The following is a 23,948-nucleotide window of genomic DNA, read 5'->3' as shown; positions in this document are numbered from 1 at the left end:
CACCACGCGGATCACCTCCTTTTCCGGCGAGTCTAACGAAGAGGTCCCGACGACGTGTCCCAGAGCTTGTTCCGGCACCTGTGGCGCCGCAGATCGATCCAGCTGCTGCTCGTCGCCGCCCTGCTCTTCGTCATCGGCTCCGCCGTGCCGCCCGCCCTCATCAGCCTCATGCGCCCCCTGGCCGTCGGGCAGTCGCTCACCTTCACCACCCTCCCCAACGACACCGTCAGTCTGATGGCACCCGTCGACGGCTCCCAGGGCATCCCGCAGCCCAACCGGGACCGCCCCGAGTGCGCGGGCGGCGGCATGCCCGAGGTGCCCTACTCCTGCTTCGTGGTCACCCTGCCCTCGCACCAGACCACCGCGCTGACCACCAGCGAGGCCGCCGACGACAGCGAGGTCACCGTCGACGCCGTCATGCAGGTGCTCTTCGGGGAAACCGTCGCCACCGAGATGCACGACATCGTCGTCCTCGACGCCCGCTCCACCTACCCCGTCTCCGACCCGGTGAGCCAGATGAGCATCTCCGTGCCCAACCTGGCCAGCGGCATGGCCACGGACTACTTCGTCCGCGAGGGCCTGCAGTACTTCTTCCCGTTCCCCTCCTCCCGGCAGTCCTACCCGTGGTTCGACATGACCGCGCAGGAGGCGCTGCTGCTCGACTACGTCCGCGAGACCGAACGCCACGGGATGGAGACCTACGAGTTCCACCACCGTTTCCCCGACCTGGCGATGGACCGCAACTCCGCCCACGCCATCACCTTCAGCGCGGATGTCAACGCCACCCTCGACGAAATGGCCGCCGCCGACTTCGGTATCCCCCGCTACGCCGTCGACCGGCGCGTGTGGGTGGAGCCGGAATCCGGCACCATCGTCGACAGCCGCACGGAGATCCACCTCTTCTTCGCCGACGACTCCGCGGAGAGTACCACCCGCGCCTTCACCCCCTCCCCCGACTACACGATCTACCACACGGTCGCCGAGTGGGACGCCGCCACCATCGGCCAGCAGACGGAGGAGGCGGCCGCCGTCCTGTCCACCCTGCGCGCCCTGCAGGTGTTCGCCGTCGTGCTCAAGACGGCGGCGCTCATCGCCGTGCTGGCGGGCGTGGTGCTGCTGCTCCGCGAGCGTCGGGGCCGCTAGTGCCCGCGCTGTGGGCCGCGGTGCTCATCGGCGCCCTGCTGTGGCCGCTGCTGCTGCCGGGGGAACTGGCGCTGCGCGACATGGTGGTGCTCGACTCCCCCGCCCTGTCCGCCGGGACGCTGGGCACCGGTGACCTGCCCGCCCGCAACGCCCCGCAGGACGGCCTGCTTGCCCTGCTCGGCGGGGTGCTGCCGGCCTCGTGGGTGGCGCGCGCGTTCCTGGTCGGCGGGGCGGTGGCCGGGGCGTACGGTGCCGTGCTCCTGGCCCGGCACCAGGGGGCCGGCCGGTTACCGACGCTCGCCGCCCTCACCCTCACCCTGTGGAACCCCTACACCGTGGAGCGCCTCCTGCAGGGCCACTGGTCGCTGGTCATCGCGGCCTGGCTGCTGCCGCTCATCGCCGCGCTGGGCCTGACCGGCCGCACCGGCTGGCAGTGGCTGGCCCTGTGGGCCGCGTCGCTCACCCCCACCGGCGCCCTGTTCGCTCTGCTCACCGGAGTGGCCACCGCGCGGCGCCGCCTGCCCACGCTGGCCTTCGCCCTCGCCTGCTGCCTGCCGTGGCTCATCCCGGGCCTGCTCGCCGGGGGCGGGGCGAGTGCCGCGTCCGTCGCCGCCTTCGCGCCGCGCGCCGAGGCCTGGGCCACCACCCCCGGTTCCCTCGTCGGTCTCGGCGGCATCTGGAACGCCGACGCCGTGCCCGCCTCCCGCGAACTCGGCTTCGCCCTCGTCGGCGTCGTGCTCTTCGCGGTACTGGCCACGCAGGCGCGCCGCGTGCCCGCCCCGCTGCTCGTCCTCGCCGGGGTGGGGCTCGGCGGGGCGGTCCTCGCCTGGCTGCTTCCCGACGCCCTTGCCTGGGCCACCGCCCACGTCCCCGGCGCCGGCCTGCTGCGCGACGCCTCCAAGCTCACCGCGCTGGCGCTGCCGGCCTACGTCGCGGCGGCGGCGTCGATACGCCGCTGGGCCGGGCTGGTCCTCGCCCTGGCCCTGCTGCAGGTCCCCGACGCCCCGCGCGCCCTCGCGCCGCTCGCACCCCAGGAGGTGGCGGTCGACCCGATGCTCGTGGAGCGCGTCGCCGGCCGCGATGTCCTGCTTGTCGACGAACCACCCCTCACCCGCCGCGCCGACGGCACCGTCATCATCAACCCCCTGCTCAAGGCCCTGCCCACCGTGGAGTCGGGGGCGCTCGTCGTCGACGGGGTGCTCGTTGATCCGCCGGCACCGCGCTGGACGGAGGCGGTGGCCGCCTGGGAGGCCGGGGATCTCGGGCGGCTGGCGGACCTAGGGGTGGGGGTCGTCGTCGACGGCGAGGAGGCCACCGAGACCGGCGCCGGACCGCAGTCCCGCACCCTGGGCCTGTGGCTCCTGGCCGGGTGGCTGGCTATGCCGCTAATCGCGACAGCAGCGCTGCGAACCGCCCGCCGGTGAGCTCCCACGAGAACCCCTGCGCCCGGGTCCGGGCGGCGGCGCCGAGGCGGGCGGTGAGCTCCGGGGCGTCGAGAAGCCGGGTCGTGCAGACCGTGAGCTCCGCCGGCGTGTCCACCAGCAGGCCGGTCTCCCCGTCGACGATGGAATCCCGCAGGCCACCGGCAGACCGGTAACCGATCGTGGGCACCCCGTGCTGGGCGGCCTCCATCACCGCCAGGCCCCACCCCTCCTTCCGGGAGGGCATGAGGTGCACACTCGCGCGCGCCAGCAGGGCGTGCTTGTAGTCCTCCGTCACCTGCCCGTGGAAGACCACCCGGTCCTCCACCCCGCGCCGCCGGGCGTGCTCCCGCAGCTGATCATCCCACCAGCCCGAACCGATGACGTCGAGCACCAGCTCCCGGTCCCGCAGCGCCGCCACCACGTCGATCGCGTGTTCCAGCTGCTTGTGCGGCACCAGACGACTGAGCGTCACCAGGTAGGAGGTGCCCTCCGCGCGACGCAGCTGCGGCACATCCTCCGGCACCGGATCCACCCCGTTGCCGATGATCTCGATGTCCTCCGCCGCGACCCCCAGCTCCACCAGCTCCCCGCGCGAGGACTCCGACACCGTCACATACGGCGCACCCCGGTAGACCCGCGGCGCGACCCGCGACTCCAGGAACCACCCCACCCGCGACAGGAACGCCCCCGCCACCGGCCACTGCTCCCGGTGACAGTGGTGCGTGAGCAGCACCGTCGGGGCGTCCGACACCAGGCGCGCGAAGAACGGGATGCCGTTCTGGGTGTCCACCACCACGTCGATGTCCCCCAGGGTGCCGATCCCCATCCGCCCCAGCACGATCCCCACCCACGCCCGCGGGTACACCGTGAACTTCCCGCCCGACCGCGAGTACCGCACCCCGTTGCGGTGACTGCGCCGCGGCGCATCCGTGTGCCCCGCCGTCCGGTAGACCACCTCATGCCCCTGCCGCGCCAGGTACTCCCCGACACGCTCCAGGTAGCGTTCCGAGCCCCCGCCCTGCGGGTGGGTCGAATCGCGCCAGCACAACAGAAGGATCTTCATCTTCCCGACTAGCCTACAGGGTGTGTTCCGCCGTACCCGCCGCCTCGCGACCCTCGCCCGCTCCTGGTCCCTGCTGCGCGCCATCCGCCACGAACAGGACGCCCCGGAGCTGTTCTACCGGCCCTTGGCCGAGGACACGGCCACGCTTCTCGACGCCCTCTCCCGCGACGCCACCGGCTCCGGCCTCACCGGCCGCGCGGTTCTCGACGTCGGCGGCGGCCCCGGCTACTTCGCCGCCGCTTTCGCCGCCCGCGACGCCCGGTACGTCCCCGTCGAGCCGTCGGTCGGCGAGATGGCGGCCGCCGGCATCTGCGTCCCCGGGTCCGTGCGCGGCGACGGCCAACACCTCCCCTTCCGCGACGCCTCCTTCGACCTCGTCTACTCCTCCAACGTCGCCGAACACGTCCCCTCCCCCTGGGCGATGGCGGAGGAGATGCTGCGCGTCACCCGCCCCGGGGGGCTCGTCGTGCTCAGCTACACCGTGTGGCTCGGGCCCTTCGGCGGGCACGAGACCGGCCTGTGGGAGCACTACGTCGGCGGGGAGTTCGCGCGGCGTCGATACGCGGCGAAGCACGGGCGGGAACCGAAGAACGTGTGGGGCGAGTCCCTGTTCGCCGTCTCCGCCGCCGAGGGGCTGCGGTGGGCGCGGGCGGCCGACGCCGAGCTGCTGCTCGCCTTCCCCCGCTACCACCCGGCGTGGGCGTGGTGGCTGGTGCGCGTGCCGGTGCTGCGCGAGTTCCTGGTGTCCAACCTCGTGGTGGTCCTGCGGAAACGGGGCTGAGGTTATGTGGGCCTGCGCCACCTGTAGGTCGTGGTCTTGGCTCCTTGCGCGCCAACCATCTCCACGAAGCCATGCTCCCTGAGAGGGCGCAATCCGTAATGGACCTGCCCCACACTCAGATTCACATTCTGGACGATCTCATTGATGGAGGCCTCCGCCACCGACTGCAGGAAACTTGCAATGAGCGGGACGTTCTTTCCCAGAGATCGAAGATCCGGGCCAACGTTGTCGTCCACCGGACCAGGGCTTTCGAGTTCGACCGCCCCGTCCTCGGTGACTTCGAGAGGTAAGTGCTCCTGCAGATCCTCAATCTGGGCACGGGCCTCCGTCAGTGTCAGTGGGGAAAACTCCCTGATCATCCGAGACAACGACCACGACTCCCCGTCCCTCAAACCCACCAGGACCGCTTTCTGCATGTGAGTGAGTGATTCAGCGGTCTGTTCTTTCAGCCACCTCTCGTCTTCAGGTGAGAAGTACGGGAGCCGCGACAGCTTCACTGTGAATTGCACTCCCGTGTCGATCAGCCTCGGCCGAGGAAGGTCGGCATCTCTCGTTGCCGCGAAAACCTCTCTCAAACCCCCTCCTTCTCCCTCGATTACCGGGTTCCCCTCACTGGTCTGGACCAACTTGACGATCTCATAGAGCCTCTGATTCACCGGAACCCGGTGAAGTTCGTTCGGGCTCTCAAGCTGTCTCTGGCTCACGCCTCTGAGCCCACCCGGGCTGGTCACAATAAGTTCATCGTCTGTGACACGCACTTCCACACGCTTGCCCAGGCCGACGGTGTCCGGCCCAAGATCACGGTGCACCAATGCGTTGGCGACCAGTTCCCGAATCGCACTCGGGGGAAACTCCGGTCGATTCACCATGTGCCCTGACGCCTGATAAACACGCTCTGAACTCGTGTTTTGACGCACCCATTCAACAATGTCCTCGAGCATCACCGGAAGAGGTCCATCAAAATGGGTGAGATTTCGGTTCCTGACTCCTGAATCGTCTCGCGGCACTCGGGCAGCAGCCGTGGCCGCCAGCGCCGGTTGCCTTCCTTGTGGAAAATAGCCCAACGCATAGAGCCCAGCGAGGGTCAGATCGCCACCGTCATTGATCACCCCGATCAGTCGCAACACTTGCTCGTCATTGTCCACGTGCTTGAGGCGGCGACTCGAATTCCTGGCGGACTTGAGAAGGTCAGCGAGCAGATCATGATCGAGATCGACGACGCTGGTCCCTTCGACAGTCCCCTGGTCATAGGAAACTCTCTCTTGAGAATGAAGAGCTTCCACCTGGATCATTCGAAGCTCATTTGCATTGACGACGTAATCCCCGTCGGCGTACCGGAGATACGCTTCACCGCGGTAGCGGGCTGGTTTCTCCAGCGGGGACAACGGCGTTACCTGCACCGCAACCACGGCTTTTCCGTCAAGCTTCAGGTCCGAGAACTCCAGCGGGGGTGCTGGTTCCACGGCGCCGCGCGTCTGATCAGCCACTGCCTGCATCATCTTGGCAGGGTCGCCCACACCTGTCATTGCGAAGTTGGATCTCTCATCGATCCCCAACAAGATGAGCCCCTTCGACGGCATGTTCGCGAAGGCACAGATCGTGGAGGCGAGATTGTCCGGCACCCCACCAGCCGCTTTCTTGCACTCGACCAGGGTGGTATCCCCTCCAAAACGCCGCAGATCCCGGAGGATGGCCCGCCCAGACTCCTCATTCACAATGCCAGACTACGAATGACCGCCCTTCATTGAAAGACTTTCACAATGACGATTCACAATGACGATTCACAATGATGCCCGAACATTTGGATTGCCCGTGTCCTGTCTCATCACATCGGTGACACTTCTGGGACGAGGAAGCGCGTACGTGCGCGCTGTGCAGCCTGGGTGACCGCTATAAAGAGTGTGTGGGGGACATCCCCGTTCTCCGTGTCCGCAGCCGCGGGGCTGAGGTTATGTCACTTCTCTTACGGGGGGGTTGAGGCCCACCCACAAAAAATCCCACCCCCCAGGGACCGGAGTCGACCTGGAGGGTGGAAGTCTCAGTGAGGCTTAGTTCTTGTTCGCCTCGATGCGCTCCTTGAGCTTGCCCAGCTGCTCGTGGACCTCGTTCGGGACGCGCGGGCCGAGGAAGGCGAGGTACTCCTCGTCGTCGGCGACGTCGCGGGCCCAGTCCTCGGCAGGCGCGGACAGAGCCTCCTTGACGTCCTCGATCGGGGTGTCGAGGCCGGTGAGGTCGAGGTCCTCGGCGCGGGCGGTCTGGCCCACGACGGTCTCCTCGGCGCCGACCTTGCCCTCGATGCGCTCGACGACCCACTTCAGGACGCGGGAGTTGTCGCCGAAGCCCGGCCACAGGAAGCGGCCGTCCTCGCCGCGGCGGAACCAGTTGACCAGGAAGATCTCCGGCATGCGGTCGCCGCCGTCCTTGCCCATGTCGATCCAGTGCTGCAGGTAGTCACCGGCGTTGTAGCCCATGAACGGCAGCATGGCCATCGGGTCGTGGCGCAGGGAGCCGACCTTCGCCTCAGCGGAGGCGGCGGTCTGGCCGGAGGCCAGGGTGGCGCCGATGAAGGTGCCGTGCTCCCAGTCGTAGGCCTGGGAGACCAGCGGGACGGTGTCAGCGCGGCGGCCACCGAAGAGGATGGCGTCGATCTTGACACCCTTCGGGTCGTTGAACTCCGGTGCGGCGACCGGGCACTGCTCGATGGCGACGCAGTAGCGGGAGTTCGGGTGTGCGGCGTTGGTGCCGGACTCCGGGGTCCAGTCGTTGCCCAGCCAGTCGATGAGGTGCTCCGGCTTCTCGCCGTCCATGCCCTCCCACCAGATGTCGCCGTCGTCGGTGAGTGCGACGTTGGTGAACAGGGTGTTGCCCGGCTCCATGGTCTGCATGGCGATCGGGTTGGAGGCGTAGTTGGTGCCCGGGGCGACACCGAAGAAGCCGTTCTCCGGGTTGACGGCGTAGAGGCCGTCCTCGCGCAGCTTGAGCCAGGCGATGTCGTCGCCGACGACCTCGGCGGTCCAGCCCTCGATGGTCGGGGTGATCATGGCGAGGTTGGTCTTACCGCAGGCGGACGGGAAGGCGGCGGCGATGTGGTAGCTCTTGCCCTCCGGGGAGTTGAGCTTGAGGATGAGCATGTGCTCGGCCATCCAGCCCTCTTCCTTGGCCATGACGGAGGCGATACGCAGGGCGTAGCACTTCTTGGCCAGGATGGCGTTGCCGCCGTAACCGGAGCCGTAGGACCAGATCTCCTTGGTCTCCGGGAACTGGGTGATGTACTTGGTGTCGTTGCACGGCCACGGCACGTCCTCCTCGCCCGGCTCCAGCGGAGCGCCGACGGAGTGGAGGGCGTGGACGAAGTCACCGTCGGTGCCGATCTTGTCGAGGGCCTCGGAACCCATGCGGGTCATGATGCGCATGGAGAGGACGACGTAGGCGGAGTCGGTGAGCTGGACGCCCAGCTTGGGGTCCTCGTCGGTGATGGGGCCCATGCAGAACGGGACGACGTACATGGTGCGGCCCTTCATGGCGCCGCGGTAGACCTCGGTCATCTCCTTCTTCATCTCGGCCGGGTCCGCCCAGTTGTTGGTCGGGCCGGCGTCCTCCTCCTTCTCGGAGCAGATGAAGGTGCGGGACTCGACGCGGGCGACATCGTCCGGGTTGGAGCGGGCGAGGAAGCTGTTGGGGCGCTTCTCCTCGTTCAGCTTGATGAGGGTGCCTGCCTCAACCAGTTCCGCGGTGAGGCGGTCCCACTCCTCCTGGGAGCCGTCGGCGAAGACAACCTTCTCCGGCTGGAACAGCTCCACTGCCTCTGCGATCCAGGAGAGGAGCTTCTCGTTATCGGTCGGGGCCGGGCCGACGAGGCCCTTGATCTCGGTGGTCATATGTTCTCCTGACGTTTGCGTCACTCGGCAGAGTTTCCTCTTTACAGGTTATCCATTAAAACGCGGTTGCGGCGGGCTCACCGGCTAAGCGAGAAGTGTCACATGTCATAACCGGCCGGTTTAGCCGTGTTCGATCCGGTGCCACCCGGCCTTTTCCAGGGTTTTCCCGGGCCCATCCGTCACCTTTTCGGGGGTGGTTTCGGGGCCCAAACCCCACGACAGGGGTTCCTCGGCAGGCGTTCTAACGGGGTCAGGGACGGCCAGCCCCCAGGCTGCACGGTGGGGATCGGCGGTGAAGACGTCGAAGCCGCCGTCGGCGTGCAGGGAGGAGATGTGGTCGACGACACCGTCGCCGTCGAGGTCGGCGTAGACGGTGGTTCCCCCGGCGTCGGCGAGGGTGACGGTTTCACCGGGTCCGCCCTCCAGGTGGAACTGGTCATCACCGAGGTCGAGTCGCAGGTCCCCGATTCCGTCGAGGCCGTCCAGTCCGTGCAGCATCACATCTCCTCCGATACCTGTCTGCGCAGCCATGTGGCGGGGGCGTGGGGGCGGGCCCGCAGGCGGGCGTTCTCCTCGCGGAGCCACGCCCGCTCCGCTTCTCGACGCCCCGTCCACCACCGCATCCCGCCCACCGTCACCGCCGCCACGACGCCCACCGCCGGGGTGGTCTGGCCGGCGGCCAGCCCGGCGACCCCGCCGAGGGCGAGGGCCTGGGCGGCGACGTCCCAGAACACCGGTGGCCGCCCCGGGATGATGGCGCGACGGCGCTCCAGCCGGTCGGCGGCACGCAACCACGTCCCGGGGCGGGCCGCGGGGACGGAGACGGGGCGGCGGAGGGCGAGATGGAGGGCGTCGACAAGCGTCTGTCCGGGGCGGACGACGGTGCCGGGGATGTCGGACGGCAGGGATGCGGTCGACACCAGGCGTCCGGCACGGCGGGCGGCGTCGCGCAGGGTGGCGTGGTCGGCGGCCCGCCAGCCCGCGTCCGGGGCGACCGCGAGCACGACGTCGACGTGCGGATCCCCGTCCACCACCTCCCAGCCCGGCAGGTCGACGGTGACCGGGTCCGGGCTGATGACGGCCACCCGCGGACGGACGGCCACGGCGACGGGCGGCCCCGCGATGGCGCGCAGCTCCCCGGCGACGTGCGGGTGCCGGGAGGCGAGGGCGCGGAGTTCGCCGCCGAGGAGGCGGAGGCGGGCGTCGATGAGCGGCAGGTCGGGGAGCTCAGCGGGCAGCGCCGGGAGAACGAGGACGGCCTGCGGGCCGGCGGCGATGCGCGAGCGCAGGGCCGCGGTGAGCGGGCCCGGGTGGACGAGGAGCACGACGTCGACCCCCGGGGTGAGCACCGGCCACGCGACCGACACCTCGCGGACCGGCCACGGCGGGAGCGGCACGGGTCCGTCGAGGGTGCAGGCACCGACGCGCGGCGGGCCCGTCAGCTCGAGCAGCACGCGGCGCAGCGCCAGGCCGACCGGGCAGCCGAAATCCCGCGCATGTGCCCAGTCGGCCGCGCGGATGAACATGTCCGGAGTCTCCACCGGCCCTCCCCCGAGTTGTTGCGCCCATGATCACCCGGGTCCACCCGCCGCGCAACCGGGGGCCGGAGAATTGAAGTTTGCCCATGGCAGGGGGAGAATATGAGGGATGTCTATTTCTGATTTTCCCCATGAGCAGCGACCTCTCGGCGACCTGCCGGCCGGCCGCCCCCTGCAGACCGATTTCGGTGATGACGGACGCGACTACCCGCGCCTGGGTTCCGTGAGCTTCCGCCGCGGCACCCTCACCGACAACCAGGAGAAACTGTGGGAGGACAACTGGCCCCGCCTGGGCCGCGTCCTCGCCGATGAGCGCATTGACCTGGAGGAATGGTTCGGCCGCTCCGACGCGCCGACCATCCTGGAGATCGGCTCCGGCACCGGCACCTCCACCGCCGCGATGGCACCGCTGGAGGCCGACACCAACATCATCGCCGTCGAGTTGTACAAGCCCGGCCTGGCGAAGCTGCTGGGCGCGGTGGTCCGCGGAGGTATCGACAACATCCGCATGGTGCGCGGCGACGGCGTCGAGGTGCTGGCCCGCATGCTGCCGGAGGCCTCCCTCGACGGGGTGCGGATCTTCTTCCCGGACCCGTGGCCGAAGGCGCGCCACCACAAGCGCCGCATTATCCAGACGGGCACGCTGCACCTCATCGCCACCCGCCTCAAGCCGGGCGGCGTCCTCCACGTGGCCACCGACCACGCCGGCTACGCCGAGTGGATCAACGAGCTCGTCGACGCCGAGCCGCTCCTGGAGTTCCGGGGCTGGCCGTGGCCGGAGTGCCCGCAGCTGGTGGACCGTCAGGTCATCACCAAGTTCGAGGGCAAGGGCCTGGACAAGGACCACACGATCACCGAGTTCCTGTGGCAGCGCACCGCCGATAATTCCTGATTTTCCCCGTAGAACCGAAAAGAGTCCCCCGTGAGCGACCTTCACGAATCCACCCACCACTACGGCGCCCAGGATGCGCCCGGGCCGGAGAACCTCCTCCTCGTCTGGGACGCCCCCAACCTGGACATGGGCCTGGGAGCCATCCTCGGTGGCCGCCCGACCGCCGCCTACCGCCCGCGTTTCGACGCCATCGGCCGCTGGCTGCTGGCCCGCGCCGGCGAGCTGTCCCATGAGACGGGCAGCCGCGTCGAGGCCGAGGCCACCGTGTTCACCAACGTCACCCCCGGCGGCGCGGACGTCGTCCGCCCGTGGGTGGAGGCGCTGCGCAACGTCGGTTTCGCCGTGTTCGCCAAGCCGAAGACCGACGAGGACTCCGACGTCGACCCGGACATGCTGGCGCACATCCGGCGTCGGCACGCGGAGGGCGTCCTGCGGGGCCTCGTCGTCGCCTCCGCGGACGGCCAGAACTTCAAGGAGACCATCGACGAGCTCATCGCCGAGGGTCTGCCCGTCACCGTCATCGGCTTCCACGAGCACGCCTCGTGGGCCGTGGCCTCCGAGACGATCGAGTTCGTCGATCTCGAGGAGATCCCCGGCGTGTTCCGTGAGCCGCTGCCGCGCATCAGCCTCGACCAGCTTCCCGACGAGGGCGCCTGGCTGCAGCCCTTCCGCCCGCTGTCAGCGTTGCTCGCCGGCCGCAACCACTAGGAGGGGCCGCCCATGTTCGAGAAGTGGGGATATTTCTCCTACCGGCACCGCCGCCTGGTGCCCCTCATCGTCATCGCCGCGATCCTGGCGGTGTACGCGATCTTCGGCACCCAGCTGGGCAACCGCATGAGCCAGGAGGGCTGGGACGATCCGGGTTCCAGCTCCACGGCCGCCGCCCACATCGAGCAGGACGTCTTCGGCCGCGACAACTCCGGTGACGTCATCCTGCTCTTCGAGTCACCGGACGGGCGCTCCCTCAATGACCCGGTGACCTTCGGGGCCATCGCCTCGCACCTCGAGTCGCTCAAGACCGAGCACCCGGATGAGATCGCGCACGTCACCAGCTACTTCGACACCCGCAACGCGCAGCTCATCAACGAGGAGGGGACCCGCGCCTTCGCCGCCATCGGCCTGCGCGGCGACGGCGAGCAGACGCTCAAGGACTTCCGCGCCATCGAGGACTCGCTCGTCGCCGAGGACCTGCCCGTGGAGACGCGCGTCGCCGGGGCCACCGCCGTGGCCGACTCCCTCGACGACGGCATGGCCGGGGACATCGTCCGCGCCGAGGTCATCGCCCTGCCGGTGGTGGCCGTCCTGCTGCTCTTCGTCTTCGGTTCCGCCGTGGCGGCACTCATGCCGCTCATCGTGGGCATCCTCTCGATCGCCGGTTCCCTCGGCGTGCTCTCGATCCTCGCCGGCCTCACCCAGGTCAACGTGTTCGCCCAGTCCGTGGTGACCCTCCTGGGCCTGGGCCTGGCCATCGACTACGGCCTGTTCATGGTCTCCCGTTTCCGCGAGGAGCTGGACAAGGGCACCTCCGTCCCCGAGGCGGTGGGCACAACGACGGCCACCGCCGGCAAGACGGTGGTGTTCTCGGCGGCGATGGTCGCGGTGGCGCTGTCCGGTCTGCTGGTGTTCCCGCAGGCCTTCCTCAAGTCGGTGGCCTACGGCGCGATTTCCGCCGTCGGCCTGGCCGCCCTGCTGTCGGTGACGGTGCTGCCCGCCCTGTTCGGCATGCTCGGCCACAACATCGACAAGTGGACCGTCCGCCGCACGAAGCGCACCGCCCGCCGCCTCGAGGACACCGTCTGGTTCCGTGTCCCCGGCTGGGCCATGAAGCACGCCAAGCTGGTCACCATCGGTGTCGCGGGTCTGCTCATTGCGCTCACCCTGCCGCTGGCGGGCGTGAAGTTCGGCGGCATCAACGAGACCTACCTGCCGCCCAGCAACGACGTCCGCGTGGCCCAGGACGACTTCAACGACACCTTCCCCGCCTTCCGCACCGAGCCGGTGAAGCTGGTGGTCACCGACGCCACCGAGCAGCAGCTGGTCGACGTCTTCGTCCAGCTCCGCGACATCGACGGCCTCAGCTCCCAGTTCACCCCGGACCACGGCACGGTCGACGGCACGACGGTGCTCTCCGCGGGTATCGAGGACCGTGACCTCAACTCGTCCGTCGTCGACCAGCTCCGGGCCCTCGACGTGCCCGAGGGTGTCAACGTCTACATCGGCGGCACCCCGGCGATGGAGATTGAGTCCATCGAGGCCCTCATGGAGAAGCTGCCGTGGATGGCGCTGTACATCGTGGTGGCCACGTTCATCCTCATGGCGCTGGTCTTCGGCTCACTCATCCTGCCGGCGAAGGCGATCATCATGACCGTCCTCGGCCTCGGCGCGACCCTGGGTATCCTCACCGCCATGTTCGTCGGCGGCGTCGGCGCGGATCTGTTCCACTTCACGCCGGGCCCGCTCATGTCGCCGGTGCTCGTGCTTATCGTGGCGATCGTCTACGGCCTGTCGACGGACTACGAGGTCTTCCTCGTCTCCCGCATGGTGGAGGCCCGCGACCGCGGCAGATCCACGGACGACGCCATCCGCTACGGCACGGCGCAGACCGGTTCCATCATCACGGCGGCGGCGCTCATCATGATCGTCGTTGCCGGTGCGTTCGGTTTCTCCGAGATCGTCATGATGAAGTACATCGCCTTCGGCATGATCTTCGCCCTGGCCATCGACGCGACCATCATCCGCATGATGCTCGTCCCTGCCGTCATGCACCTGCTGCGCGAGGACAACTGGTGGGCGCCGGGCTTCATCAAGCGCGCCTACGAGAAGATGGGCCACAGCGAACAGCTGCCGCCCGTCCCGGCCCCCGCCCCGACGCCGGGTACCCCGGAACCGGAGGCGGACGTCGAGAAGCAGGACGATGAGCCGCTCGAGGGTGAGCTGCTCATCGACGAGGCCGTCGTCGTCGACCATGACGAGGCCGCCCGCGGCGGGCGCACCACGGCGGAGGATGAGGAGCTAATCCCGTTCGCCGAGCTCATGGCCCGCCTCGAGGCCGACCGGAGCGGCCCCCGCAAGCTGGGTCGCTGACGTGTGGCGCTGGGTGCGGTGGCTCGCACCGCTGGTCGTCCTCGTCGTCCTGGGCCTGGCCTTCCGGGACCAGATGCCGTTCATTGGCGACGGCGTCCGCCGCCTGCGCGACGCGTCCCCGTGGGGCGTGTTCGCCGCGGTGCTCGCCGCCACCGCGTCGATCGTGGCGATGGCGGAGGTCATGCGCCTGCTTCTCGACGCCGGCGGCACCCGCGCCCGCCTCCGCGACACCACCGCCATCACCCTGGCCTCCAACTCCTGGTCGACGTCCCTGCCGGGCGGTCCGGCGTTCTCAGCGGTGCTCACCTACCGGGTGCAGCGCTCCTGGGGGGCGAGCCGCCTGCTGTGCGGCTGGTTCTTCGTGCTCAGCTCCGCGGTGTCGACGATGTGGCTGGTGGTCATCGGCGTGGCCGGCGTGTTCTTCCTCGGCGCCGACGTCAACGTGTGGTCGCTGCTGCTCACCCTGCTGGTGATGACCGGCCTGTCGTGGGCGGTGTGGTGGGCGGCCAACCACCCCGCGACCCTCGAGCGATGGGCCCGGGCGCTGCTGCCGCGGGTCAACCGGGTGCTGCGCCGCGCCCCGGACTCCGGGCTCGAGGGCGCGGTGACGCAGATCCACCAGCTGGAATCCGTACGTCTCAGCCGCGGACGCTTCGCCCTCGTGGCCGGCTGGTCCCTGCTCAACCGGGCCTTCGACGTGCTCACCCTGTTCCTCTGCGTCTGGGCGGTGACCGGGTCCGCCCCGGCGGTGGCCGGGGTGCTGCTCGCCTACACCACGGCGAAGATCGCCGGCTCCGCCCAGGTCACCCCGGGCGGGCTGGGCACCGTGGAGGCGGCGATCATCGCCACCCTCGTCGCCGCGGGCATGACCGCCGTCGACGCCACCGGTGCCGCGCTGGTCTACCGCCTCGTCTCCTTCGCCCTGATCACCGCCGTCGGCTGGGTGATCTACTTCCTGTACTACGCGCGCCAGGGAGTCCGGGCCGGGGATTAGGGTGGAGGGCATGAACAGGTCCACCGCTCTGCTTGCCGACGTCGTCGCCATCGCCCTCTTCGCCCTCTTCGCCCGCATCGCCCACCAGACCGATGACATGCCGCTCAACGTCATGGGGTGGCTGTCGACGTGGTGGCCGTTCCTCCTCGGCGTGCTGGTGTCCTGGGCACTCATCGCCGGCATGCACCTCGACGGGCACCGGGTCTTCCCCGCCGGCCTCATGACGTGGGCGGTCACCGTCGTCGTCGGCCTGGGCATCTGGGCGTTCCGCAACGGCGACATCCCGCACTGGTCCTTCATCCTCGTCGCGACGATCATGTCGGGCCTGCTGCTGCTCGGCTGGCGCGCGGTGGTGCACTGGCGAAAGGCATGAAAAAACCGCCTTCCCACCGGATGGTGGGGAGGCGGTTGTCGCCGAGGCCTTAAGCCTGGATGGAGTGGATCAGCTGGTTGGCGATCATGACGATGAGACCGATGATGTCGGTGACGAGGTCTGCAGCGATGCTCAGCATGGGAAAATCTCCTTGTGCGGTCGGTGAGCAGGTACAACCAGTACATCGTCTCACAGTGACCGATTCGTTACATAACCGGCGGAGAAATCTACATCGGCATGATGGTGTGCTTCTTCGGCAGGTCCTCCTCGACCTTCGTCTCCAGCTGGCGGACGGCCTGACGCAGCGCCAGGCGGGTGTCGCGCGGCTGGATCATCGCGTCGAGGTAACCACGCTCGGCGGCCACGTAGGGGCTGGTCATGTTCTCGTCGTAGAAGTCCATGAAGATCTTCTTCAGGTACTCGCGCTGCTCCGGCGGGGCGGCGGCGAGCTGCTTGCCCTGGATCATCACGACGGCCGCCGCGGAGCCCATGACCGCGATCTGGGCGGTCGGCCACGCCAGGTTGATGTCACCGGTGAGGTTCTTCGACCCCATGACCGCGTACGCGCCGCCGTAGGCCTTGCGCACGATGAGGGTGATCTTCGGGACGGTCGCCTCCACCAGTGCGAAGGCCAGCTTGGCGCCGCGGTGGATGAGGCCGGCCTTCTCCTGCTCCACGCCCGGCAGGTAGCCCGGGGTGTCCACGACGAACACCAGCGGGATGTTGTAGGCGTCGCAGATGCGGATGAAACGCGCGCCCTTGTCGGCGGCGTCGGCGTCGATACACCCCGCGAAGTGCATGGGGTTGTTGGCCACGAAACCAACAGCGCGACCGTCGATACGCCCGAAGGCGGTGATGAGGTTCGGGGCGTAGTTCGCCTGGATCTCCACGAGGTTCTCGTCGTCACCGAGCAGCGGCAGCAGATCCGACATGTCGTAACCCGCGTTGGAGTCGTCCGGCATGAACAGGTCCAGCTCCGGGGCCTCGGCGACCTCCTCGTCGGAGGGGGCGGCGAAGACCGGGGCCGGGTCGTGGCAGGTCAGCGGCAGGTGGTCGAGCAGGTCGCGGACGAAGTCGAAGGCCTCCTCCTCGCTGGGCAGCACCGCGGAGATGTTGCCGTTGAGCTCCTGCTGACGCGCGCCACCGAGCTCGGCGGACGTGACGTCCTCGCCCGTGACCTCGCGGATGACGGCTGGGCCGGTGACGTACATCTCGGTCTGGCCCTCGACAGCGATGACGAAGTCGGTGGTCACCGGGGCGTACACGGCGCCACCGGCGGACTTGCCCAGCATGATGGAGATCTGCGGGCTGCGGCCGGACAGCGGCAGCTGGCGGCGGGAGATCTCCGAGTACATGGCCAGGGACGTCACGGCGTCCTGGATGCGGGCGCCACCGGAGTCCTGGATGCCGATGATCGGGCAGCCTATCTTGATGGCCATCTCCATGACCTCGACGACCTTGCGGCCGAAGGTCTCGCCGACGGAACCGCCGTAGACGGTCTTGTCGTGGGCGTAGATGCACACCGGGCGGCCGTCGATACGCCCGTAGCCGGTGACGACACCGTCGGAGTAGACGGCGTCCGCGACGCCGGGGGTCTTGGCCAGGGCGCCGATCTCAACGAAGGAGCCTTCGTCGAGAAGCGCGGCGATGCGCTCACGCGGGGTCGTCTGACCGGCCTCGTCGCGCTTGGCGCGGGCACGCTCGCTGCCCGGATCGCGGGCCCGGTCGAGGCGCGCCCGCAGATCCGCAAGTTTGTCGGCGGTGGACGTGTCAGTCACAGATCACTCCAGTTCATCAATCCGCTTGGCCATGTGCGCACCGATGACGCCGATGGCGGGCTCGTCGGGCACGGCGAGGTGATCGCCCTTGAGCTGGACGATGTCAAGGTCGTCAACGATAGCCGACCAGCCACCGTCGGGGTCAATGTGGGCGTAGCGCGGCTCCAGCTCGATGGCGCCCTCGTGCATGCCCTCCGCACGGAAGAGCAGCACCGGCAGCTGCACCTCGGCCCAGCGGGCGAAGTCGAGCTTGTCGAGGATGCGGTTGTCCACGAAGCTGGCGCGCTGGTGCTCGAGGACACCGGCGGCGAGGCCGTGCTCGGAGGCGTCGGTCGTGGCCAGGAACTGCTCGAGCATGCCGAGCATGGCCTCCTCGCCGGCGGTCTCCAGCAGCTCGAAGGGCACCGGGAAATCCAGGCCGTAGGTGCGCTTGGCGAACTCGCTGTAGCGCTCCCAGCGGGCCTTGGTCTCCTCCATGGTGTCCGGGATCGGCTCGGAGGGTTGCACCGTGTCGAGCAGGGCGATGTACGCGACCTCGACGTCGGTGTCCTTGAGCTGGGAGGCGACCTCGTAGGCGAGGGCACCGCCGAAGGACCAGCCGCCGAGGACGACGGGGCGGCCGTCGGAGTACTCGCGGATCTCGTCGATGTAGGCGGCGGCGCGCTCCTCGAGGGTGCCCTCGAGGCGCTCGACACCGTACACCGGGATGTCCTCCGGCAGGCGGCGGGCCAGCGGCAGGAACACCACGGAGGAGCCACCGGCCGGGTGGAACATGAACACGCTCGGCTTCGTGGAACCCTCGGGGCGGGCGCGCAGCACGCGGATGTTGCCCTCGACCTCGGTCTCCAGGACGTCGCGGACGACGTTGGCCAGCGGCTCGAGGGTCGCGGCGTCGGTGACGACGGCCGGGTCGATCTCCACGCCGACGCGGTCGGAGAGCCGCTCCGCGATCTGCTTCGCGACGTCCTCCGTGATCTCCGGCAGCGTGCTGGTCACACCCGCCGGGGCCTTCCCGGTGATGGTCGCCCAGGTGCCGAACACCATGCGCTCGGCGGCGTCACGCGGGGCGACGCCGACTCCCTCCTTCTTCTCCGGCAGGTCGGGCAGCTCGGTGTCCTCGCGGACGTCGGTCTCCGCCTCCTCGACGGCGTCGACGGACATGACCGGCTCGATGAGCGGGGTGCCGTTCCCCTGCTTCGCGGCGACGGCCTCCTCGACGATGCGGACGACGTCGGCGACGGAGGCGTCGCGCAGCGCCTGGACCTGCAGCGGCGGAATCTGGAAGTCATTCTCCACGCGGTTCTTGATGCGCATGCCCATGAGGGAGTCGAGGCCGAGGTCGATGAGCGGCAGCTCGCGCGGCAGGTCGTCGACGTCGTAGCCCATGGACTCGGAGACGATGGCGCGGAGACGGTCCTCGACGGACTCGCCGGACGCGGGGTCCCAGCGGACCTCCTCCACCTCGATCGGGTCGGACAGCGGGGCGTAACCCGGGCCCTCCTCGGCGACGGGCTGCGGGTTCTGCACGCCCGGCACGGCGGCGGGGGCACCGAGCGCCAGGGCGGTGGCGAAGCCCTCGGCGAGCAGCGTGGTGGTGCCGGCCTCGGTGACCCCGTGGACGGTGATGGTGAGGCCGCCGATGTTGCGGTGGACCACGGTGGTGATCTCACCGTTGACCGGCAGCATCTGGTGCTCCTCGGCGGCGACGAGCTGGGCGCCCGGCTGGACGGTCTCGGCGGCACGCTCCAGCAGCGACAGTGCGGAGGGGACCTGGTCGGCGGTCGTCGAGAAGGCGACCATGCCGTTGGGCAGGGTGACGCGCTGGCCCGGCAGGTCCGCGGCGCGGTGGCTGGCGGGGCGGGCGTTGGTCCAGTAGCGCTGGTGCTTCCACGTGATGGACGGGGCCGGCAGCACCTCGCCCGGGCCGTACACGAGGGAGAAGTCGATCGGGGCACCCGCGGCGTAGAGCTTGGCCAGCAGGTCGCGCAGGGACTCGATCTCGCTCACCTTGCGCTTGAGGGCGAACAGCAGCTGGGCGTCCGGCTTGCCGACGCTGAACGCGGTGTTCATCATGCCCATGATCGCGACGGGGTTCGGGGCGATCTCCACGAGGGTGGTGTGCCCGTTGGCGAAGGCCTGCTCGGTGGCGTCCTGGAAGTAGACGGCCTGACGGGTCATGCGCAGCCAGTAGTCGGTGTCGTGGACGGTCTCCCCCGGCTGGTGGATGACGCCCCGGTCGACGGAGCTGATGAGCGGGGTGTGCAGCGGCTGTGCGGTGATGCCGGCGGTCTCGAATCCGAGCTCGCCGAGCAGCGGCTCGACGGCCGAGGTGTGGCCCGCGCCCTTGACGTTGAGTAGGCGGGCGAACTTGCCCTCGCCCTCGAGCTTCTCGACGAGCGCGGTCACCTGCTCACGCGGCCCACCCACGGTGGTCATACCAGGACCGGCGTAAACGGCCGGCTCGATGTTCGCGTACGCCTCCTCGGCGTTGAGCTCGACGAGCGCCTCGGTGGACAGCTCGACGACGGCCATGGCGCCGAGCTGGTCCTCGGGCAGGGACTTCTCGCCCTCGCCCATGAGGCGGGCGCGGTGGCAGGCGATCTGCATGGCGTCGTCGGCGGTGAGACCACCGGCGGCGTAGGCGGCGGCGATCTCGCCCATGGACATGCCCATGACGGCGGCCGGCCGCGCGCCGAAGGCGGCGAGCAGGTCGGTCAGGGCGATCTGGATGGCGGTGATGGCCACCTGTGCGGTCTCGGTGTCGTAGGTCTGCTCATCATCGCCGACGAGTTCGAGGATCGACCAGCCGGACTCGAACTGGACGCGCTCGTCGAGCTCCTCCAGGCGGGCGCGGAACATCGGCGACGCGGCGACGAGCTCCTTGACCATGAGACGGTGCTGAGAGCCGAAACCGGAGTACACGAAGACGGGTCCGACGGCGGCCGGGGAGTCGGCGGCGGTGATGCCGACGGACACCTTGCCCTCGGCGACCTGGCGCAGGCGCTTGACGGCCTCCTCCACGGTGGTCGCGGTGACGACGGCGCGGGAGCGGCCGTGGTTACGGCCGGCCAGGGAACGGGCGACGGGGACGAGGTCGGTGTCGGCACGCTCCGCGAGGAAGTCGGCCAGGTCGGCGGCCGCCTGCCGACGACGCGACGGCAGCAAGCCGCTCACCGGGAGCAGCGCGCCCTCACCGGGCAGCTGCGCCTCCGCTGCGGGGGCCGGCTCGTAGTCGGCCGGGTCGAAGGAGCTGACGACGACGTGCGCGTTGGTGCCGCCGAAGCCGAAGCCGGAGACACCGGCGACCTTGCGGCCGGAGTACTCGGGCCACTCGCGGGGATCCTCGACGACCTCGAGGCGCTCGGCGTCGAAGTCGATGTAGCGGTTGGGGGCGGCGTAGTGCAGGGACGGCGGGATGACACCCTCGCCGATCGCCTGGACAACCTTGATGAGGCCGGCGGCACCGGCCGCCGACTCGGAGTGGCCGATGTTGGACTTCACGGAGCCCAGCAGCGTCGGGCGGGACATCTCGCGGCCCTCGCCGAGGACGGCGCCGAGCGCGGTGGCCTCGATCGGGTCACCGAGAATGGTGCCGGTGCCGTGGGCCTCGACGTAGTCGACCTCGGTCGGGTCCACGCCGGCGTCGGCATAGGCACGGGCCAGGACGTCGATCTGGGCGTCCGGGTTGGGGGCGGTGAGGCCATTCGAGTGGCCGTCGGAGTTGACGGCGGAACCCTTGATGACGGCTAGGACCGTGTCACCGTCGGCCAGCGCATCGGCGACGCGCTTGAGCACGACGACGCCGGCGCCGTCGGAACGGATGAAACCGTCGGCGTCATCGGAGAAGGCGTGGATGTGGCCGGTCGGGCTGAGCACGCCCAGCTCACCGAAGGCGGTGGTGACGAACGGGGACGCCAGGATGTTGACGCCGCCGGCGATCGCCACGTCGGAGTCCCCGTCGCGCAGGGAACGCACGGCCTGGTGGACGGCCACGAGGGAGGAGGAGCACGCGGTGTCGACGCTGACGGACGGGCCGCGGAAGTCGAAGGCGTAGGAGATGCGGTTCGGGATGATCGAGCTGGCCGTGCCGGTCAGCGCGTACGGGTGCGCCTCCGCCGGGTCGGCGGTGATGAGCATGCCGTAGTCGTTGTTGGAGGAACCGAGGTACACGCCCACGGACTCACCGCGCAGGGTGTTGGGGGCGATGTGCGCGTTCTCCAGGGCCTCCCAGGTCACCTCGAGCATGATGCGCTGCTGCGGGTCCATGTTGGCGGCCTCGAGCGGCGAGAGTCCGAAGAACTCGGCGTCGAAGTTCGCCAGGTCCGGCAGGTAACCGCCGGTGAGCGGCTGCTCCGCCATCTTGGAGGACATGACCTCCTCGGAGGCGTACTCGGACCAGCGGCCGATGGGCAGCTCTCCCGTGCCGTCCCGGCCCTCGACGAGCATGGACCAGTAGTCCGACAGGTTCCCGGCGCCGGGGAAACGCCCGGCCATGCCGACGATCGCGATGTCGTGGGTACCGGGGGTCTGCTCGCCGCCGCCGGTGTGGCGGACGCGGGGACGGGTGCGCTCGCGGGAGGCGGGCTCACCGTCGACCAGGCGCTGGGCCAGGGCCTGGATCGTCGGGTACTCGTACGCGATGGTGGCGTCGAGCTGCACGCCGAGGAGGTTCTCCAGCTCGCCGGACAGGACGACCGCGTCGCGGGAGGAGAGGCCGAAGTTCTCCATCGGCTTGGTGTCGGTGACCTCCTCCGGGGTGAGCCCGGTGACGTTCACCACCCAGTCGCGGAGCCACCCGCGCAGCTGCTCGACGGTCATCGTCGCGGGTGTCTGGCTCTCACTCATTGATGCGGTATTCCTTTTCCTGCGTTGGCCCGACACTGTCAATGGTGTCGATCAGTACGGGACTCTATCGACTGTGCGAACCTTTCCGTTACATCTGGGTGCTCCCCGGCGGGAACGGTCTAGGCCTGCTCGGCGAGGTAGGCCTTCTGGATCACACGGCGCGCGATCTTACCCGCGGTGGAACGCTGGATCTCGTTCGGGCCGAGGAAGCGGATGTCCGCCGGGGTGACGCCGTGCGCGGCGGTGACGGCGGCACGGATCTTCTCGACGGCGGCGGCGTCGCCGGACTCGTCGGCCTTGTCGTCGCGCTCGATGACCAGCACGAGCTCCTCCGTGTTGTCAGCCATGACGGAGAACGCGGCGACCGAGTCCGGGCGGACGTGGTCGGAGGCGTTCATGACGGTGAACTCGATGTCCTGCGGGTAGTGGTTGCGGCCCGCGATGACGATGAGGTCCTTGAGGCGGCCGGTGATGTAGGTCTCGCCGTCGACGATGGCACCGAGGTCACCGGTGGCCAGCCAGCCCTCGTCCGGGGTGTCGGCGTCGACGCGCGACTCCGGCAGACGCTCACCCAGGGTGTTCGCGAAGGTCTCGGCGGTCTCCTCCTCGCGGCCCAGGTAGCCGGCGGCGAGGTTGTCACCCTTGACCCACAGCTCACCGATCTGGCCGTCGGGCAGCTCGGCGCGGGTCTCCGGGTCGACGATGGTGAGGTTCTGCGGCTTGACCACCTGGCCGTTGGAGGCGAAGGCGACGGCCAGCTCGGAGCCCTTCTCGACGAACTCGACGACGCCCTCGGCCAGCTTCTCGCGGTTGAAGTGGGAGATGACCGGACGCTCCTTGGTCTGCGGGGTGGTGACCAGCAGGGAGGCCTCGGCCAGGCCATAGGAGGGGCGCAGTGCGTCGGTGCTCAGACCGTACTCGGTGAAGGTCTCCTTGAAGGTGTCCAGCGCCTTCTCGGTGACCGGCTCGGAGCCGATGATGATGCCGTCGATGGCGGAGAGGTCGAGGGTCTCGTCGTCCTGCGGCTTACCGTAACGGGCGGCCAGCTCGAGGGCGAAGTTCGGGATGACGGTGTAGACGGAGATGCCCTCGTCGGAATCGCGGCGGTTGAGCTGCTCGACCCAGCGCTTCGGCTGCTGGATGAAGTCACGCGGGGCCATGATCTCGTTCGGCAGGCCGAGGATGGTGACGAACAGGGCGAGGATGATGCCCATGTCATGGTGCAGCGGCAGCCAGGTCACCAGGCGCAGCGGCATGCGCAGACGGGCCGCGGTGAAGATCTGCAGCACGTTGGTGAGGATGGAGCGGTTGGTCAGCTGCACGCCGGCCGGGACGCGGGTGGAACCGGAGGTGTACTGCAGGAAGGCCGGCTGGTCGACCGGCATGGTCGACATGGAGGCCATGAGCTGCTGACCCTGCAGGGTCATCATCGGGTTCATGTAGGAGGACGCGAGGGTGTCCGGCAGGGAGTCCACGGACAGGATACGGGGACGCTCGCGGGAGGGAACCTCCGCGAAGTGCTCGCGCACGGCCGCGGCGGAACCGGAGTTGGTGAGCACGAAGGAGGGCTCGCAGTCGGCGAAGACGGCCTTGAGGTGGTCCGCGTGGCCCGGCTCGGAGGGGTCGTAGAGCGGCACCGGGGTCATGCCCGCGTAGAGGGCGCCGATGAAGCCGAAGATGTACTCCGGGGAGTTGTTGGCCATGATGGCGACGCGGTCGCCGATCTTGCCCACCTGCTGCAGGCGGGCGGCGACGGCCTTGATGCGGGTGTTGATCTCCGTGCGGGTGAAGTCGACCGGGGTGCCCTCGCGGGATTCGGAGAAGTCCCAGAAGCGCAGGCACTGTCGTTCGCCGCCACCGAGCTGCAGGTCACCCTGGTACATGAGCTCGGCCAGACCCGCGAGGGTCAGCTGAGGTGCCAGGACGATCTCGCCCTTGTCGTTGAAGAACTGGCTCATCGCCGCTTGCAGGTCCATGCTTCTCCTCGTGGTCTACGTGGTGCACCCGTGGACTGGTGTGTCCGGGGTCGAAAGTTTGTTTACGCTAATCTCTTCGTGCCAACCTAACAGAGCAGGCACACGTCTTGTTAGTCCCGGTTTGTGATGTTTCCGTTACCAAACAGGGTACCCGGACACCCCCGTTCCCGGGGCACGGG

At 69.0% G+C, this 23,948-nt stretch carries 16 protein-coding genes; 8 read left to right on the top strand and 8 right to left on the bottom strand.

The features are described 5' to 3' along the window. Positions 1–54: 54 nt before the first annotated feature. The gene (locus tag B9Y70_RS05350; protein WP_085549232.1) at positions 55–1,143 is read left to right on the top strand and encodes a porin PorA family protein; all 1,089 of its coding nucleotides are present in this window, start codon (positions 55–57) and stop codon (positions 1,141–1,143) included. After that, a complete protein-coding gene (locus tag B9Y70_RS05345) occupies positions 1,143–2,567 on the top strand; it encodes an MmpA family trehalose lipid delivery protein (protein WP_085549231.1) in 1,425 nt (474 codons plus the stop codon). Before B9Y70_RS05350 ends, B9Y70_RS05345 begins: the two co-directional genes overlap by 1 nt. Here B9Y70_RS05345 and B9Y70_RS05340 read toward each other — a convergent pair. Next, a complete protein-coding gene (locus B9Y70_RS05340; RefSeq protein ID WP_085549230.1) occupies positions 2,521–3,630 on the bottom strand; it encodes a glycosyltransferase family 4 protein in 1,110 nt (369 codons plus the stop codon). The two genes, B9Y70_RS05345 and B9Y70_RS05340, sit on opposite strands and share 47 nt — an antisense overlap. Before the next feature lie 22 nt (positions 3,631–3,652). Between B9Y70_RS05340 and B9Y70_RS05335 the strand changes: the two genes are divergently transcribed. Beyond that, on the top strand, positions 3,653–4,411 hold the full coding sequence (locus B9Y70_RS05335) for a class I SAM-dependent methyltransferase (RefSeq protein ID WP_085549229.1): 759 nt from the start codon (positions 3,653–3,655) through the stop codon (positions 4,409–4,411). Positions 4,412–4,413: 2 nt separating this feature from the next. Here the strand turns inward: B9Y70_RS05335 and B9Y70_RS05330 are convergent, their stop codons facing one another. The 4 genes from B9Y70_RS05330 to B9Y70_RS05315 all read right to left on the bottom strand — a co-directional run bounded on the left by B9Y70_RS05330 (position 4,414) and on the right by B9Y70_RS05315 (position 9,815). Continuing rightward, on the bottom strand, positions 4,414–6,126 hold the full coding sequence (locus tag B9Y70_RS05330; RefSeq protein WP_240309148.1) for an ATP-binding protein: 1,713 nt from the start codon (positions 6,124–6,126) through the stop codon (positions 4,414–4,416). Between the two features lie 333 nt (positions 6,127–6,459). Beyond that, positions 6,460–8,289, bottom strand: a complete 1,830-nt coding sequence (locus B9Y70_RS05325) for a phosphoenolpyruvate carboxykinase (GTP) (RefSeq protein WP_085549228.1) — start codon at positions 8,287–8,289, stop codon at positions 6,460–6,462. Between the two features lie 120 nt (positions 8,290–8,409). Then, entirely contained in the window at positions 8,410–8,787 is a 378-nt protein-coding gene (locus tag B9Y70_RS05320) for a hypothetical protein (RefSeq protein WP_085549227.1), read from the bottom strand. Beyond that, positions 8,787–9,815, bottom strand: coding sequence for a YjbF family lipoprotein (locus tag B9Y70_RS05315; protein WP_143337533.1), 1,029 nt, complete (start codon positions 9,813–9,815; stop codon positions 8,787–8,789). Before B9Y70_RS05315 ends, B9Y70_RS05320 begins: the two co-directional genes overlap by 1 nt. 121 nt (positions 9,816–9,936) lie before the next feature. Between B9Y70_RS05315 and trmB the strand changes: the two genes are divergently transcribed. Genes trmB through B9Y70_RS05290 form a run of 5 tightly spaced genes read left to right on the top strand, consistent with a single transcriptional unit; the run spans position 9,937 to position 15,170 of the window. After that, a complete protein-coding gene (gene trmB, locus B9Y70_RS05310; protein ID WP_085549225.1) occupies positions 9,937–10,719 on the top strand; it encodes a tRNA (guanosine(46)-N7)-methyltransferase TrmB in 783 nt (260 codons plus the stop codon). 30 nt (positions 10,720–10,749) lie between these two features. Continuing rightward, the gene (locus tag B9Y70_RS05305) at positions 10,750–11,427 is read left to right on the top strand and encodes an NYN domain-containing protein (protein ID WP_085549224.1); all 678 of its coding nucleotides are present in this window, start codon (positions 10,750–10,752) and stop codon (positions 11,425–11,427) included. Positions 11,428–11,439: 12 nt separating this feature from the next. Then, positions 11,440–13,803: an MMPL family transporter gene (locus B9Y70_RS05300; RefSeq protein ID WP_085549223.1), complete on the top strand. Its 2,364-nt coding sequence runs from the start codon at positions 11,440–11,442 to the stop codon at positions 13,801–13,803. Position 13,804: 1 nt separating this feature from the next. Next, entirely contained in the window at positions 13,805–14,797 is a 993-nt protein-coding gene (locus tag B9Y70_RS05295) for a lysylphosphatidylglycerol synthase transmembrane domain-containing protein (RefSeq protein ID WP_085549222.1), read from the top strand. A 10-nt stretch (positions 14,798–14,807) separates the two neighbouring features. Next, the gene (locus B9Y70_RS05290) at positions 14,808–15,170 is read left to right on the top strand and encodes a DUF3054 domain-containing protein (protein ID WP_085549383.1); all 363 of its coding nucleotides are present in this window, start codon (positions 14,808–14,810) and stop codon (positions 15,168–15,170) included. Between the two features lie 227 nt (positions 15,171–15,397). Here the strand turns inward: B9Y70_RS05290 and B9Y70_RS05285 are convergent, their stop codons facing one another. The 3 genes from B9Y70_RS05285 to B9Y70_RS05275 form a co-directional block, all read right to left on the bottom strand. After that, positions 15,398–16,948, bottom strand: a complete 1,551-nt coding sequence (locus B9Y70_RS05285) for an acyl-CoA carboxylase subunit beta (protein ID WP_085549221.1) — start codon at positions 16,946–16,948, stop codon at positions 15,398–15,400. 3 nt (positions 16,949–16,951) lie between these two features. Then, positions 16,952–21,793: a type I polyketide synthase gene (locus tag B9Y70_RS05280; RefSeq protein ID WP_085549220.1), complete on the bottom strand. Its 4,842-nt coding sequence runs from the start codon at positions 21,791–21,793 to the stop codon at positions 16,952–16,954. A 119-nt stretch (positions 21,794–21,912) separates the two neighbouring features. Beyond that, positions 21,913–23,769: a FadD32-like long-chain-fatty-acid--AMP ligase gene (locus B9Y70_RS05275; RefSeq protein WP_085549219.1), complete on the bottom strand. Its 1,857-nt coding sequence runs from the start codon at positions 23,767–23,769 to the stop codon at positions 21,913–21,915. Between the last annotated feature and the right edge of the window lie 179 nt (positions 23,770–23,948).

Source organism: Corynebacterium pollutisoli (assembly GCF_900177745.1).
GTDB lineage: Bacteria > Actinomycetota > Actinomycetes > Mycobacteriales > Mycobacteriaceae > Corynebacterium > Corynebacterium pollutisoli.
Note: the sequence above shows the minus strand (reverse complement) of the source record. Positions and strands in the feature narration are given on the sequence as shown.